Origin of the sequence: Ruegeria sp. HKCCD7296 (genome assembly GCF_013110775.1) — a bacterium.
Taxonomy (GTDB): Bacteria; Pseudomonadota; Alphaproteobacteria; order Rhodobacterales; family Rhodobacteraceae; genus Ruegeria.
This window is the reverse complement of record NZ_WVRF01000002.1, coordinates 389,340-402,776: the sequence shown is the minus strand read 5'-3', so window position 1 is coordinate 402,776 and position 13,437 is coordinate 389,340. Positions and strand designations below refer to the sequence as shown.

The 13,437-nt window shown below is 57.5% G+C and carries 14 protein-coding genes; 7 read left to right on the top strand and 7 right to left on the bottom strand.

Features of this window, described 5'->3' with window-relative positions:
• Window positions 1-8 precede the first annotated feature (8 nt).
• The 3 genes from GS632_RS04645 to glmM are packed head-to-tail and all read left to right on the top strand — an operon-like array spanning window position 9 to window position 3,301.
• On the top strand, window positions 9-929 hold the full coding sequence (locus GS632_RS04645) for a dihydroneopterin aldolase (protein WP_171237387.1): 921 nt from the start codon (window positions 9-11) through the stop codon (window positions 927-929).
• Window positions 926-1,924 (top strand): dihydropteroate synthase, encoded by a 999-nt coding sequence (folP, locus tag GS632_RS04640; protein WP_171237388.1) that lies wholly within the window; start codon window positions 926-928, stop codon window positions 1,922-1,924. The genes GS632_RS04645 and folP overlap by 4 nt, the downstream gene beginning before the upstream one ends.
• 33 nt (window positions 1,925-1,957) lie before the next feature.
• Window positions 1,958-3,301: a phosphoglucosamine mutase gene (gene glmM, locus GS632_RS04635; protein ID WP_171174706.1), complete on the top strand. Its 1,344-nt coding sequence runs from the start codon at window positions 1,958-1,960 to the stop codon at window positions 3,299-3,301.
• Here the strand turns inward: glmM and GS632_RS04630 are convergent.
• Together GS632_RS04630 and ilvC are read right to left on the bottom strand one after the other, a co-directional pair.
• Entirely contained in the window at window positions 3,298-4,200 is a 903-nt protein-coding gene (locus GS632_RS04630; RefSeq protein WP_171174703.1) for a DMT family transporter, read from the bottom strand. The genes glmM and GS632_RS04630 overlap by 4 nt on opposite strands.
• 133 nt (window positions 4,201-4,333) lie before the next feature.
• A complete protein-coding gene (ilvC, locus tag GS632_RS04625) occupies window positions 4,334-5,356 on the bottom strand; it encodes a ketol-acid reductoisomerase (RefSeq protein WP_171174700.1) in 1,023 nt (340 codons plus the stop codon).
• A 131-nt stretch (window positions 5,357-5,487) separates the two neighbouring features.
• On the opposite strand from ilvC, the gene GS632_RS04620 reads away from it, so the two are divergent.
• Both GS632_RS04620 and GS632_RS04615 read left to right on the top strand, forming a co-directional pair.
• On the top strand, window positions 5,488-5,943 hold the full coding sequence (locus GS632_RS04620) for an Lrp/AsnC family transcriptional regulator (protein ID WP_171234043.1): 456 nt from the start codon (window positions 5,488-5,490) through the stop codon (window positions 5,941-5,943).
• Window positions 5,940-6,398, top strand: coding sequence for an Lrp/AsnC family transcriptional regulator (locus GS632_RS04615; RefSeq protein ID WP_171237389.1), 459 nt, complete (start codon window positions 5,940-5,942; stop codon window positions 6,396-6,398). Before GS632_RS04620 ends, GS632_RS04615 begins: the two co-directional genes overlap by 4 nt.
• Before the next feature lie 6 nt (window positions 6,399-6,404).
• Here GS632_RS04615 and GS632_RS04610 read toward each other — a convergent pair whose 3' ends face one another.
• Window positions 6,405-7,106 carry a GntR family transcriptional regulator gene (locus GS632_RS04610; protein WP_171619306.1) on the bottom strand — a complete coding sequence of 234 codons (702 nt, stop codon included), beginning with the start codon at window positions 7,104-7,106 and terminating at the stop codon, window positions 6,405-6,407.
• A gap of 232 nt (window positions 7,107-7,338) precedes the next feature.
• Here GS632_RS04610 and GS632_RS04605 point away from each other — a divergent pair, with 232 nt between their 5' ends.
• Window positions 7,339-8,466 (top strand): aminotransferase class V-fold PLP-dependent enzyme, encoded by a 1,128-nt coding sequence (locus GS632_RS04605; RefSeq protein ID WP_171174693.1) that lies wholly within the window; start codon window positions 7,339-7,341, stop codon window positions 8,464-8,466.
• Between the two features lie 12 nt (window positions 8,467-8,478).
• Here GS632_RS04605 and GS632_RS04600 read toward each other — a convergent pair whose 3' ends face one another.
• From GS632_RS04600 to GS632_RS04590, 3 genes are all read right to left on the bottom strand, one after another.
• Window positions 8,479-9,675, bottom strand: coding sequence for a UbiH/UbiF family hydroxylase (locus GS632_RS04600; RefSeq protein WP_171237391.1), 1,197 nt, complete (start codon window positions 9,673-9,675; stop codon window positions 8,479-8,481).
• A gap of 74 nt (window positions 9,676-9,749) precedes the next feature.
• Window positions 9,750-9,998, bottom strand: coding sequence for a hypothetical protein (locus tag GS632_RS04595; protein ID WP_171091130.1), 249 nt, complete (start codon window positions 9,996-9,998; stop codon window positions 9,750-9,752).
• An 85-nt stretch (window positions 9,999-10,083) separates the two neighbouring features.
• Window positions 10,084-10,728: a pyrimidine 5'-nucleotidase gene (locus tag GS632_RS04590; RefSeq protein ID WP_171234048.1), complete on the bottom strand. Its 645-nt coding sequence runs from the start codon at window positions 10,726-10,728 to the stop codon at window positions 10,084-10,086.
• 100 nt (window positions 10,729-10,828) lie between these two features.
• On the opposite strand from GS632_RS04590, the gene GS632_RS04585 reads away from it, so the two are divergent.
• Window positions 10,829-11,476 (top strand): GntR family transcriptional regulator, encoded by a 648-nt coding sequence (locus tag GS632_RS04585; RefSeq protein ID WP_171174686.1) that lies wholly within the window; start codon window positions 10,829-10,831, stop codon window positions 11,474-11,476.
• A 3-nt stretch (window positions 11,477-11,479) separates the two neighbouring features.
• On the opposite strand, the gene GS632_RS04580 is transcribed toward GS632_RS04585, so the two are convergent.
• Window positions 11,480-13,357 (bottom strand): glycosyltransferase family 2 protein, encoded by a 1,878-nt coding sequence (locus tag GS632_RS04580; RefSeq protein ID WP_171721356.1) that lies wholly within the window; start codon window positions 13,355-13,357, stop codon window positions 11,480-11,482.
• Window positions 13,358-13,437 lie beyond the last annotated feature (80 nt).

Below are 13,437 nucleotides of genomic sequence, written 5' to 3'. Positions count from 1 at the left end.
CCTGACCTATGAGTTCTGAAATCCGCCTGGCATTCGCACACCCGTCCGAGAGATCCGAGGCAACCTCAACCCGGGGGCCGCTGGATCGGATTTCGCTGCGCGACCACATCGTCGAAGTTGAGATCGGTGCTTTTCAGGCTGAGCGAGGAACCACCCAAAGGATTTGTTTTAATATCGTGGTCGAGGTGCGCCCGCTGGCCGCCGAAATTGACGACGACGTGGACCGCATCCTGTCCTATGATCGCGTCACCGAAGCAATTGCATTTGAGTTGGCCGCAGAAAGATTGAACCTGCTTGAGACGCTGGCCGAGCGTGTGGCCGAACGCATCTTGCTCGAACACCAAGCCGTAAGGGTTTTTGTTCGCATCGAAAAGCTGGATCGTGGTCCGGGTGCGTTGGGGGTCGAAATCGTGCGCGGAAAGGACTCGGTTCATCACGACGTGGTCGAGGAAGAACGCCCGCATCCGCGCCTTGTGTACCTGTCGAACGAAGCCATTTCCTCGGACAACCTGACCGGTTGGATTGACCAGTTGGAAAACCGTCAGCGTCCATTGATCCTTTGCGTTGGGGCGTCGGATTTGGCTGCGCCCCAAACTGGCCACGCGATGACGCAGCGCCGTATTGATTTGCTGGCCATTGAGCAGAATGCTTGGGTTCTGGCGGCACGAGATCACCGTTGTGTTGTGGTTTCGACCCGGACGGAACTGGATTGGGCGATGAAGAACGGCCAGATTTGCGTCTGGGCCCCTTCAAAGATCGTTTTGGACGCTGTGGATGGCCCGTCTGCCGCACCATCGGATGCTGTAGCCCTTGCTGCCTGGTTCGCTGCGACCTTTGAAGCCAGCGAAATGCTGGTGATCGGCGGGGCATTGCCGAAAGAACCCAAAACGCCTTTGCGCGCCGTTGCCGTGGATCAGGCCCTGCTGTGAGTGTTTACTACAGGCCACTGGTTCAAAATGGCCCGGCCCGCCCTGCAGGTGCCGTTCCGCTGGCAGGGCAATCGCTCTGGTTTACCCATGTTGAAGCTCTGCGGCGCGGGGGGGACCGTGAGATTGTTGCGGTATCAGAGGTTCCTTCAGACCATCTGGACCGTTTGACCCAGGCGCGGGCAGACATTGCAGGTCTGGACATGCAGGTGCCGCATATCATGGGCATTCTGAATGCCACGCCAGACAGTTTTTCGGATGGCGGCGTCCACAGCTCGGCGGAAGCCGCCCGTATGGCCGCTGCTGGAATGGTTACGCAAGGGGCGACCATTCTGGATATCGGTGGGGAATCCACGCGCCCAGGTGCAGATTTTGTTCCCGCCGAACAAGAGATTGCCCGCACCCGCCCTGTGATCGAAGCGATACGGTCAGAAACGGACGCTCTGATCTCGATCGATACGCGCAAGGCCAGTGTGGCCAAAGCTGCCTGCGATGCCGGGGCCGGACTGGTGAACGATGTCTCAGGCTTTACCTTTGACGCTGATCTGGCACCGTTTTGTGCGGCGCAGGGCGCACCTGTTTGTGTCATGCATATGCAGGGCGACCCGGCCACGATGCAGGACAATCCGCACTACGACAATGTACTGCTGGATGTGTATGACTTTCTGGAGAACCAGATTGCTCTGCTAAAGGACTTTGGCCTCAGCCGCGATCAGATCATTGTTGATCCAGGGATTGGCTTCGGCAAGACCGAAGACCACAATCTGACCTTGCTGCGGAATCTCAGCCTGTTTCACGGTTTGGGCTGCCCGATCCTGCTGGGCGTGTCACGCAAAGGTTTCATTGGTTCGATTGGGCAAGAGCCGTGCAAGACGGCGCGTGCACCGGGATCAATTGCGGTGGCTTTGGCAGGATTGTCTCAGGGCGTGCAAATCATTCGCGTGCACGACGTGGCCGAGACCTCTCAGGCCTTGCGCCTGTGGGCTGCTGTCCGGTAATCCGGTCTCACGACAAATCACGGAGTGACACGTATGCGCAAGCTGTTCGGAACTGACGGGGTGCGGGGCACCGCCAACACGCATCCGATGACGGCGGAAATGGCCTTGCGCATCGGGGCTGCGGTTGGGCGTTACTTTCGCCGCGACGCGACAGGTGTGCACCGGGTTGTCATCGGTAAAGATACACGTCTGTCCGGTTACATGCTGGAAAACGCGCTGACGGCGGGTCTGACCTCGACGGGTATGAACGTGCTGCTTCTGGGGCCCGTACCAACGCCTGCTGTTGGGCTCATGACGCGGTCCATGCGCGCTGACTTGGGGGTTATGATCTCGGCCAGCCATAATCCGGCAGAAGACAATGGCATCAAGTTCTTTGGGCCCGATGGCTATAAGCTGTCCGATCAGGCAGAGATCGAGATCGAAAAACTGATCGACGAAGGCGTCCGGCCCGCGCAGGCGCAGAATATCGGCAGGGCGCGTCGTGTAGATGATGCGCGGTTCCGCTATGGCGAGCGTGTTAAGTCGTCCTTGCCCCGTGACGTGAGTTTGGATGGTCTGAAAGTGGTCATCGATTGCGCAAACGGTGCGGCCCACCGCACTGCGCCCGAGGTCCTGTGGGAGCTCGGCGCTGATGTCATTCCAGTTGGTGTTGCGCCCAACGGCAAGAACATCAACCTCAATTGCGGATCGACAAAGCCGCAACTGGCCGCAGAAACGGTTGTGGCCCATGGGGCAGATGTCGGCATCTGTCTGGATGGCGATGCAGACCGGGTTGTTGTGGTTGATGAAACCGGTCAAGTGGCCGATGGCGATCAGCTAATGGCATTGCTGGCGACGGCATGGAAGAAATCGGACCAGCTGAAGGGCGATGCCCTGGTGGCGACGGTGATGTCCAATCTGGGCCTCGAACGCCACTTGACAGGGCAGGGGCTGCGTCTGGAGCGCACGGCCGTTGGCGACCGCTATGTGGTTGAGCGGATGCGGGAAGGCGGGTTCAACCTTGGCGGTGAACAATCCGGCCATATCGTGATGAGCGATTATGCCACCACCGGTGACGGACTTATGGCCGGTCTGCATTTTCTGGCGGAAATGGTTCTATCGGGGCGTAAGGCGTCGGATCTGTCGAAACAGTTCGAAACGGTGCCGCAGTTGCTGAAAAACGTGCGCTATGCAAGCGGTCAAACCCCGCTGGAGGTTCAGAGCGTCCAGGCTGCCATTGCCGATGCCGAAGCGCGTTTGAACGGGCAGGGCCGGTTGCTGATCCGCAAATCCGGGACCGAGCCTCTGATCCGGGTCATGGCCGAGTGCGAAGACGACAGGCTGCTGACACAAGTTGTCGATAGCATCGTGGCCGAGGTCGAAGCTGCTACGGGTTAACGTCCGAGCAAAACCTTGCGCAGGCTGAACCATTGGCTGATCGCCATGCCGGTCAGGATCAGACCCAAGGCAATGTAAAAGCGCAGGGGCAGGGCCTCGGACAGGATCCATGCGCCGAACACCATCGACCAGATCGGCACTTGATAGTTCACCAATGTTAGGAAGACCGATCCGGCGCTGCGGGTGATCGACACGCGCAAGAGGGTGGCAAAAGCGGTTGGGACCAATCCCAACACAATCAAAGCGATCGTCGGGCGTGGCCCTTGCCACGTTGGCAGACCTTCGGTGACCAGCATTATGGGCAGAAGAAGCATAGCTCCTACAACCAGCGTCAGGGCAGCCAAAACCAAAGGGTCGACAGGTGGACAGCGTCGGGTCAGCACAGATGAGCTTGCGTAACACAGGGCTGCCGTGATGCAGGCCAGCTGCGCGAGGGGCTCTGCCCCTTGGCCCAATTGTGCAAGGCCGGGGCCGATCAGCACCAATGCGCCTGAAAACCCAAGGCACACCCCCAGAAAACGGCGCAGATTCAGGGGTTCATCCGAGAAGAAGTGGGCCAGCGGCAGCACCATCAGCGGAACAGCTGCCATAGACAGCCCTGCAAAGGCGGATGGTACAAACTGCTGCCCCCAACTCAGCAGCATGAAAGGCACGGCCGTGGACAGGACACCGATAAGCACAATCGAAGTGCTAAGAGCGGGTGTCAGAACCGGCAGTTTGCGACCGGTCACCCACATCAAAAGCAGCAGGGTCACAGCGCCCAGAGTTGTCCGAGAGGTCGCGACCGTGATCGGGCCGTAGCCTTCAAGCGCCATGGCCACGACCATGAAGGTCGCGCCCCAGATCAGGCCCAGCGTGAAGACACCGCTCCAATCCTGTTTTGTTGGCTGTTGCACCATCGGTTTTCCTGTCGGGGCTGCGTGAAACTGAAAAAAGGTTAATCTGACCGGGTGTTTATGTGCTGCGCCGCTTTTTTGTGCAAACGAAAAAGGGCGACCACCGGGGCCGCCCTTGTGCTGACAGAGGTCAGGCTTAGTTCTTTTCTTTGTCGACCATTTTGCCGGCCGAAATCCACGGCATCATGCCGCGCAGCTTGGCACCGGTTTCTTCAATTTGATGCTCGTCATTCGCGCGGCGCGACGCTTTGATGGTCGGCTGGCCCACGGCGTTTTCCAGCATGAAGTCGCGAACGAATTTACCCTGCTGGATGTCGTTCAGAACCTCTTTCATACGCGCTTTGGTTTCGTCGTATTTCAGGATGCGCGGGCCGGTCACATACTGACCGTATTCGGCTGTGTTCGAGATCGAATAATCCATGTTGGCGATGCCGCCTTCGTAGATCAGGTCAACGATCAGCTTCACTTCGTGCAGACACTCGAAATAGGCCATTTCTGGCGCGTAACCGGCCTCGACCAGCGTTTCAAAGCCGCAGCGGATCAGTTCGACCAGACCGCCGCACAGAACGGCTTGTTCACCGAACAGGTCGGTTTCGCATTCTTCGCGGAAGTTGGTTTCGATGATGCCCGAGCGACCGCCACCAATGGCCGAGCAGTAGGACAGGCCGATTTCCAGCGCTTTGCCTGTCGCGTCATTGTCAACGGCGACCAGGCAGGGCACGCCGCCGCCTTTGGTGTATTCGCCACGTACGGTGTGGCCGGGGCCTTTGGGGGCCATCATGATGACGTCGACGCCTTCTTTCGGCTCGATCAGGCCGAAGTGGACGTTCAGGCCGTGAGCGAACGCGATCGCAGCACCCGGCTTGATGTTGTCGTGGACGTATTTCTTGTAGGTTTCAGCCTGCAACTCGTCGGGCATGGTGAACATGATGACGTCGCACCAGGCCGCCGCTTCGGCGATGCCCATGACTTCCAGACCTTCCGCTTCGGCTTTCTTGGCCGAAGGCGAACCTTCGCGCAGGGCGATGACCAGATTCTTGGCACCCGAGTCACGCAGGTTCAGCGCGTGGGCGTGACCCTGCGAGCCATAGCCCAGGATGGCCACTTTTTTGTCTTTGATCAGGTTGATATCGCAATCGCGATCGTAATAGACGCGCATTTCGCCGGTCCTTTCTGGTTAGATTGCGGCGGTTTTACATGCCTGATCGCGTATTGGCGATAGTGTTGAGCTTGAGTTTTTGTGAAAAAGGTGAAGAATAATTCTTCAAAACTACAAAATGTGAAAAAATCATGCTTGATGACATTGATCGTCGCATCTTGCGTCATTTTCAGGCTACCCCAAGCCTGACCACTGCGGAGCTGGCCGATCTGTGCCGGATCAGCGCTGGGGTCTGTTGGCGGCGGATTGAAAAGATGCAGGCGGCCGGGATCATACAAGGACAAGAGGCCATGATTGACTGGGTTGCCATGGGCTATGCGGTCGAAGTTTCGCTTCGCGTTACTCTGGACAAGACACAGGCGCGTGCCTTTGACGATTTCACCGAAGCGGCGAGAAATGTGCCGGAGGTGGTCGAGATCCAGACCTTTCTGGGTCGGGTGGACGTGCGACTGTCGGTCATCGCGAAGGATATGAACCATTACCAACTACTGTATCGCGACCGTATCCTGACCTTGCCCCATATCGCCGATATCGAGGCGCTGATGCACATCGCGCGGGTCAAAAGCGATGAGGTGTTACCTGTATGATCGAGTTGGATGAGATTGATCGACGCTTGCTGCGTGTTCTGCAACAGGACGCGACACAGAGTGCCGGTGCCTTGGGTCGCAGGTTTGGATTGTCGCAACCGGCCACCTGGCGCCGAATCCGGCGACTGGAGGAAGCAGGAGTTATCAAGGGGCGGCGCTTGCGTCTGAACGCCGACGCGTTGGGTTTCGGGGTGACGGTGTTTCTGGGTATCAAACTTGGCCGCAAAGGGCAGATCAATCTTGAGGACTTCGAGCGCGCGGTGAGTGCCATCCCCGAGGTCCAGACAGTCGAGCACGTGTTGGGCCTATATGACTATCGCCTGCGCGTTGTTGCGCGGGACTTGTCTGACTTTGAGCGCGTATTACGACGTCGAATCATGACGTTGCCCGGTGCAGGGGATGTTGAAGCAAACGTTTTGCTCAGCGAAGAACGCTTGCCTGGGCCCCTTGGCTGAAACGCCTCAGTATTTGGTGCGGATACAGTAGCCGGGATGATGTGTCATCCGGGCAAAGGTCAGCGGCTTGTCCTCTTTCCAGGTGGTGCGCTCCATCTGAATCATCGATGTGCCGGTCGTCGTCCCCATGAACTCTGCCAGTTTTGCATCGGCAGAAATGGCGCAGAATGCAACTTCAGCTTCGGTGAACGGCGCGGCATTCAGTAACCATTCATGTGGGCCCTGTGCGCACAGGTCGGCATCTTCCACTTCTGGAACTGCATCGATATTGATCCAGCGTTCTTCCAATTGAAACGGTCGGTTGTCCGCGTAGTGCATACAGGTGACATGCAACACGCGCTTGTCACGAGAAATATCTATTTGTGAAGACAGCCAGCGAGGGCTTTCCACCACGTTCCGCTCGACCAGAGCATACCGATAGGTTGCGTTCTGGCTTTCGATCGTCTGTCGTGCGAGTGAGAATTCAAGCTTGGCGTGTTTGCTGGGTTCTTTCTTGACCCGCGTTCCGCTTTTACGCTTGCGTTCGACGAACCCCTGATCGGCCAATTCCCTCAGGGCGCGGTTCACTGTGGCACGCGCGCAATTAAATTCGTCTGCCAACTGTGTTTCCGTTGGCAAAAGAGACCCTTGTGGCCAGACACGGCTTTCAATACGTCGTTTAACTTCGTCTCGAACGGACTGGAAGCTGATCCGCTTTTGTATAGTCACGGGTAGAATTATCCCTTCAAGTATAAAGTGTGTGCATCTGTTCAGAAGCAATTAGAAGTGTAAAGGGGAAGGTGACACTAGTTGGCGTCAAATGTGGTGGTGTTGGCGAGATTTGGCGCAGATTTGTACAAATCTGTGTGACATGCCGTAACGTCACTTTTTGTCGCGAAAGTACTTTACGGGCAAAGGCAAAACGATCAGGTTCTCGGAAGAGTTTTGGAAAGGATCAAGAATGCCTGCGTTGTTGGACACCGTTGACCCGAACGGACTTCAAGAGTTTTCGGTGGTATTCACCGATCGTTCGCTGAACCATATGTCCCAGAAGTTCCAGCAGGTCATGCGGGACATCTCGGACATGTTGAAGGGGGTATACAACGCAGACGGCGTTGCGGTCATTCCCGGCGGCGGTACTTATGCCATGGAAGCCGTCGCCCGTCAGTTTGCGCGGGGGACGGATGTTTTGGTGGTTCGGAACGGGTGGTTCTCGTACCGATGGAGTCAAATCATTGAAAGCGCGGCCCTGACGCAGAGTGCCACGGTTATGAAGGCGCGTCAGACAGGCAATTCCAGCCCGTCGCCGTTTGCGCCCGCACCCATTGACGAAGTTGTCGAAGCCATTCGGTCACAAAAGCCGGGTGTTGTCTTTGCCCCGCATGTCGAAACATCGGCAGGAGTCATTTTGCCGGATGATTACGTGGCCGCGCTGGCTAATGCGGCGCATGAGGTCGGAGCATTGATGGTACTGGATTGCATCGCATCCGGTTGCGCCTGGGTGGACATGAAGGCGACAGGTGTCGATGTTCTGATTTCTGCCCCGCAAAAAGGGTGGAGCGCATCGCCTTGTGCTGGCCTTGTCATGTTGTCCGAGCGGGGCGAAGCCCGGTTGCAAGAGACCAACTCCGACAGCTTTGCGGTTGATCTGAAAAAGTGGCGTCAGATTATGCAGGCGTATGAAAACGGTGGTCATGCCTATCATGCAACCATGCCCACGGACGCATTGTTGGCTTTCCGCGATACCATGGCTGAGACCAAAGACTATGGGTTCGAAAAGTTGCGCGCGGCGCAATGGGCGTTGGGAGATGGTGTGCGGGCAATGCTGAAGGACAAGGGCATCGTTTCAGTAGCTGCTGACGGTTTTGGCGCGCCCGGCGTTGTGGTCAGCTACACTTCGGACCCCGACATTCAGAGCGGCAAGAAATTTGCAGCGCTGGGGATGCAGATTGCTGCTGGCGTGCCCCTGCAATGTGATGAACCCGAGGGGTTCAGCACCTTCCGCCTGGGTCTGTTCGGGCTCGACAAGCTTTATGATGTGGACGCAACCATTGCGCGCTTGAAACGGGTGCTGGATCAGGTTCTGTAAACGAACCGGGCCTTAGCGGACGCCAAGGCCCATCTGCATCAGTGTCTTGCGTACGGGCGGCAGAGAATAGAGCGCGCTCAGCCCCATGGCCCGTGCGTCACGCAACGGACGCGCCTCGATCATCGAGGCGCGGTTCAACAGGTCGATGCCCCTGACGCGCATTTCGACCTCGGTATGGCGGGCCTTGTGGTATGCATCCAGCATCTGAGCATCGCCCAATCCTTCGGGACGGGCCTGTGCCAAATCCAGCAGACAGCGCAGATCACCCAAAGACATGTTCAACCCCTGAGCGCCAATCGGCGGCACCACATGCGCCGCTTCGGCCATAAGGGCAATGCGTTCGCCAGCCAGCCGCTCAGCAGACTGGCTGATAATAGGCCAGATCGTCCGGCGCGACGCCAACTTCAAGGGGCCAAACAACCCGCAGGATCGTTCGGTCATTGCGGCCTCAAATGCTTCAGGCTCGAGGTTCAGAAGGTCGATTGCCTTCGGACCACGCTCCATCCAGACAATGGCTGAGGACGGCTGCCCTTGCCAATCGGGTAAGGGGACTAGCGTGAACGGCCCGCCCGATCTGTGAATCTCGGTTGAAACGTTTTCATGCGGAATGGGGTGGGTGACGGCAAAAGCCAGCGCTTTCTGGCCATACCGTGTTGTGTGAACCGATATCCCGGCGGCATCGCGCATGGGCGAATTGCGGCCATCGGCGGCCAGCACCAGGTTACACCGAACGCGGCTGCCATCGCTCAGCCCAACGCGGGCTTCGGCGGTGCGGGTGAATAGGCTGGTCGTACCTGTGCCGGGGCGGAAATCGACATTGGGAAGTTCTGCCAGTCGCGCCACCATTTCCCGGCGCAGCAGCCAGTTGGGCAAGTTCCAACCAAAGGGTTGATCAGAAATGTCGGCGGCATTGAAATCGCGCACAACGCGCGGTTCGGGCACGTCACCGCCTGCGTCTACGATACGCATGATTTGCAAAGGCGCTGCATGAGCGTCCAGACGCGCCCAAAGCCCGCACTGTTCGAGCAATCCGTGCGCGGGCTGCAGAAAGGCAGTGGTGCGCAGGTCCGATCCGTCCACATCCCGCTCAGTGATCGGAGGGGTCGGGTCCACGCAGGTCACGTCAAAGCCTGCTGTTCCGAAAACCGCTGCTGCGGTCAAGCCGGCGATGCCGCCGCCGGAAATCAGGATGTCACAACTGTCAGTCATGGCGCCTCTCATCGGTTTGGGCAGAACCTAGTTCGGTTCGACCCCAAGCGCCAAGTGACATCCTGTCCCGTGCCTCAGCCCCGAGAAATAAGGACGAGAATCAAAAACATCACCGGCACCATCATCAGGGCAGGAATGAAGAGACCGGGCAGGCCGAACAACATGATGGAACAGCCCCACATGCTGAAAATCGCACCGGCGGTGTAATACAGATCTTCGGCCTTGCCATTGACCGCATCGCGGGCCAGCCATCCGAATACAGGGATTGCAAAGAAAAGGCGCTGCCAAATCGGCAGGCGGCCGGTCATCTCGATCGCGGTCATTGAGGTCTCCATCTGTTCGTCGCTGACGTGCATATAGGGACGAGGATGCAGGTGCAGAATGTGCGGATCGTCGCAGTGTGACAGCCTATCGCAGGCGAGCCAGAAACGCGGTCAAATCGTCCGTGTGATGGTGGATGTGATCTGCGTCATGCGGGTCAGGCGCCACGTGCACTGTGCGCATTCCCATCTCGTGCGGAGCCGCCAGATTGCGCGGATCATCCTCGAACATGGCGGCTTTTTCAGCTTGGATACCATCCTGGGCAAAGATGGCCTCAAAGGCTGCTTTTTCGGGCTTGGGCCGATAGCCTGCATGTTCAACGCCATAGATTGCATCGAACAACCCGGAAAGGCCGCGCGCGTTCAGCACGCGTTCAGCGTAAGGGGCGCTGCCATTGGTGTAGACAATGCGCCGCCCAGGCAGGGCGCGTATGTGATCGGCCAGGTCTTCATCTGGGTCCATATGGCTCATGTCCACCTGATGGACTGCGTGCAGATACGGGTCGGGGTCCAGATCATGTTCGGCCATCAAACCGGCCAGCGTGGTGCCGTATTCGCGCCAGTAATGCGCCCGCAAACGGTCCGCCTCGGCTTGATCCACACCTATGGCCCGCATGACATAGTCCGTCATCAGCACCTCGATCTGATCGAACAGACGCATGTGTGGCGGGTACAGGGTGTTGTCCAGATCGAACACCCACTGTGTGACATGAGAAAAAGCCGGTTTGACCATAAGCAGGGTGTAGGGCGCGGGCGCGGTGTTTTCAATGCTCTACTTGATCGTTCCCCCTTTGGACGGATAGACATGTCCGAACGAGGAGATAATGAACCCCATGAGCCAGACCCGATCCCCAACCAAGGATGCCTATAGCCTGATACTCGAAGCTATCGACGTGGGTGTCTACAAACCCGGTGATCGTCTGGTGGAAAGCGAGCTGGCCGAACGGTTCGGAGTGTCACGCACGCCGATCCGCGAAGCGTTGCAACGGCTCGAGACACAGTCACTGTTGGAACGGGACGGTCGGTCGCTGATCGTGGCGTCGCTGGATCACAACCAGATGGCCGAGCTTTACATCGTACGTCGGGAACTGGAGGGGTTGGCTGCAAGCCTTGCGGCCAAACATGCGACCGAAGAAGAGATCAAGGTTCTGCAGGAGATGGTCGTCGAAGATGACAAGCTGATTGATGACCCGTCGGCATTGTCGCGTGCAAACCGGCGCTTCCACGAACAGATCCATCTGGCGTCTCATAATCGCTATCTGGTGCAGCAACTTGATCTTGTGCATCGCACAATGGCGTTGATGGCAACCACCTCTCTGGCGGTGCAGGGGCGTGGTGAAATCGCCCAAAGTGAGCATAAGGGCATTGTCGAAGCCATTGCCGCAAGGGATGAAGAGGCAGCGGCTCGAGCGCTGAAGGATCATATCTCGATCGCGTTCATGACGCGCCTGAAACAGGACGCAAGCCTGCGCGACAAATAAGTATCAGGCCAGCGGCTGATCTTCGCTGGCTTGCCCATGTTGGGTTTTGTCCCAGAAGAATGGATTCGTTGCCAGCTCCCACAGAGCTTTGTAGGCTGCAACCACGCCCAAGGGGTAGTACAAAGCCATGGTGGGAACCCAGGGCAACAAAAAACGCCGCTCTCGTGCCGAAACGGCAAGACAGCCAACGCAGATATTCAACGCCTCAGTCGTCAAAAACAACAGCACCAGCGCCGTAGTCAGATTCTGTGGCAAAACGGGTGCCAGCGGATTGGAAAGCCCCAACGTTGAGAGCCAGAATACCCACAGAACAGGGGCCAGCAAAAACTGACCCAGCGTGCCTAGGAAAAACGCCTGAAGCCCCAAAAACTGCGCGGCGCCCAGATCGCGCAATAGTCTTTTTGCTGAGCGCATGTGCACAAGATACGTCACCATAAAGCCCTTGAGCCAGCGTGAGCGCTGTTTCACCCAAGGCCAGGCGCGAAAATTTGCCTCTTCATAAGTTGTAGTGTCCACCAGTTCGGTTCGGTATCCGGCCCGGCACAGCCGAACGCCAAGGTCAGCATCTTCGGTCACGTTGTGTGCATCCCAGCCTCCCAATTCCAACAGCTTGTCTCGACGGAAGAAAAACGTTGTCCCACCCAACGGGATGACAAGCCCCAAGCGCGCAATTCCGGGCAGAATGATGCGAAACCAGCTGTTGTATTCGATGGTGAAGCAGCGTGAACGCCAATTTGTGCGTGGGTTGTAGTAATCCAGACTGCCCTGAAGACACACGACCTCGGGCGGAGCCTGGGAAAAATGCGCGACGACCCGTTCGATCTGATCCGGCTGCGGTGCGTCTTCGGCGTCCCAGACACCCACATAGTCGCCGCGGCAAAAGTCCAAGGCATAGTTCATGGCGCGCGGCTTGGTGGTCAGCCCGTCCAATTCTGGCACCTCGACAATCCGCATCCAGCTGGGCAGGTCAATCTTCGCCAAAGTTGCGCGCGTGACCTCATCTTTTTCTTCCAGCACCAAGATAACGTCCAAGAGCGCCTTGGGGTAGGTCAGGCGTTTGAGCCGTTGGACAAGCGCATTCGCAATCTCGCGTTCTTTGTAAAGGGGAACCATGATCGAAACGCAGGGTTGTCGCAGGGTGACAGCTGCATCAGACGCTTCTGGCTTCTGACGAAAGCTGTGGCGCAAATAGGCAAAAGTACCGGCAAGGCGAAGAACAGCAAAGAGAATTAAAGTTCCCACAGCCGCGGCAAGCAGGGTCGCCAACACAAACCACGGGAAAGCAAAAAACAACGCAATAATTCCAAGCGCTGAAACAGACGGTACGATGCGCGACCCAATCGTCCAGTTGCGGCAACTCTGATCCGCATCAACCCGTGTTTCTGCAGCCTCTGCCAAAGGGCGCGAAAACTGTCGGGCAATAGTGCGGTCGATCTGATCAGAAGCCGCAAGAACTGGAATGATCGTGTAGTCGCAATCCCGCATGTTGTTTGTGACAGCTGGAAACCGATCCGGACGCGCTGTCGCAACCAACAGAAGCGGGCCCACGCGCATCCACGGAATGACGTTGTGTTTCAACCAAAAGCCAACTGGTTTCAGGTCGCACAGCCCCGGCATGGGCGGGATCTGTTCCAAGTTCGCAATCTGCCAGCCGGACTGGACAGACAGGGCATGCAAGATGTCTTGCCGGGTGGCAAATCCTTCACCCACCAAAATTTCGCCCAAAGGCGCGTTTTGCTGGGATTGCAAATGCAAGGCGTGGTCGAGTTCCGACTGCGTCAGAGTTTCGGCTTCTACCAGACAGGTGCCCAGCGGTTTTCGAAATCCGGGAGCGGGGATCGGAGAAGCGGCTGTGAAATTTTGGAGATTAAGCTCAACCATAAAAAGAACCCTGGCACAGTTACCCGTGCTCAGGGTTGTTCGATCAAGGTTAACGTGCCGTTAACACTGCAAAGCTTGAG

Bases quoted from the DNA above. Each gene is read 5' to 3' on its own strand.
- ilvC (WP_171174700.1), bottom strand. From the start codon at position 5,356: ATGCGCGTCTATTACGATCGCGATTGCGATATCAACCTGATCAAAGAC.
- GS632_RS04620 (WP_171234043.1), top strand. From the start codon at position 5,488: ATGCTTGATGACATTGATCGTCGCATCTTGCGTCATTTTCAGGCTACC.
- GS632_RS04615 (WP_171237389.1), top strand. From the start codon at position 5,940: ATGATCGAGTTGGATGAGATTGATCGACGCTTGCTGCGTGTTCTGCAA.
- GS632_RS04585 (WP_171174686.1), top strand. From the start codon at position 10,829: ATGAGCCAGACCCGATCCCCAACCAAGGATGCCTATAGCCTGATACTC.
- GS632_RS04605 (WP_171174693.1), top strand. From the start codon at position 7,339: ATGCCTGCGTTGTTGGACACCGTTGACCCGAACGGACTTCAAGAGTTT.
- GS632_RS04590 (WP_171234048.1), bottom strand. From the start codon at position 10,728: ATGGTCAAACCGGCTTTTTCTCATGTCACACAGTGGGTGTTCGATCTG.
- GS632_RS04645 (WP_171237387.1), top strand. From the start codon at position 9: ATGAGTTCTGAAATCCGCCTGGCATTCGCACACCCGTCCGAGAGATCC.
- GS632_RS04600 (WP_171237391.1), bottom strand. From the start codon at position 9,675: ATGACTGACAGTTGTGACATCCTGATTTCCGGCGGCGGCATCGCCGGC.
- GS632_RS04595 (WP_171091130.1), bottom strand. From the start codon at position 9,998: ATGACCGCGATCGAGATGACCGGCCGCCTGCCGATTTGGCAGCGCCTT.
- GS632_RS04630 (WP_171174703.1), bottom strand. From the start codon at position 4,200: ATGGTGCAACAGCCAACAAAACAGGATTGGAGCGGTGTCTTCACGCTG.
- GS632_RS04580 (WP_171721356.1), bottom strand. From the start codon at position 13,357: ATGGTTGAGCTTAATCTCCAAAATTTCACAGCCGCTTCTCCGATCCCC.
- glmM (WP_171174706.1), top strand. From the start codon at position 1,958: ATGCGCAAGCTGTTCGGAACTGACGGGGTGCGGGGCACCGCCAACACG.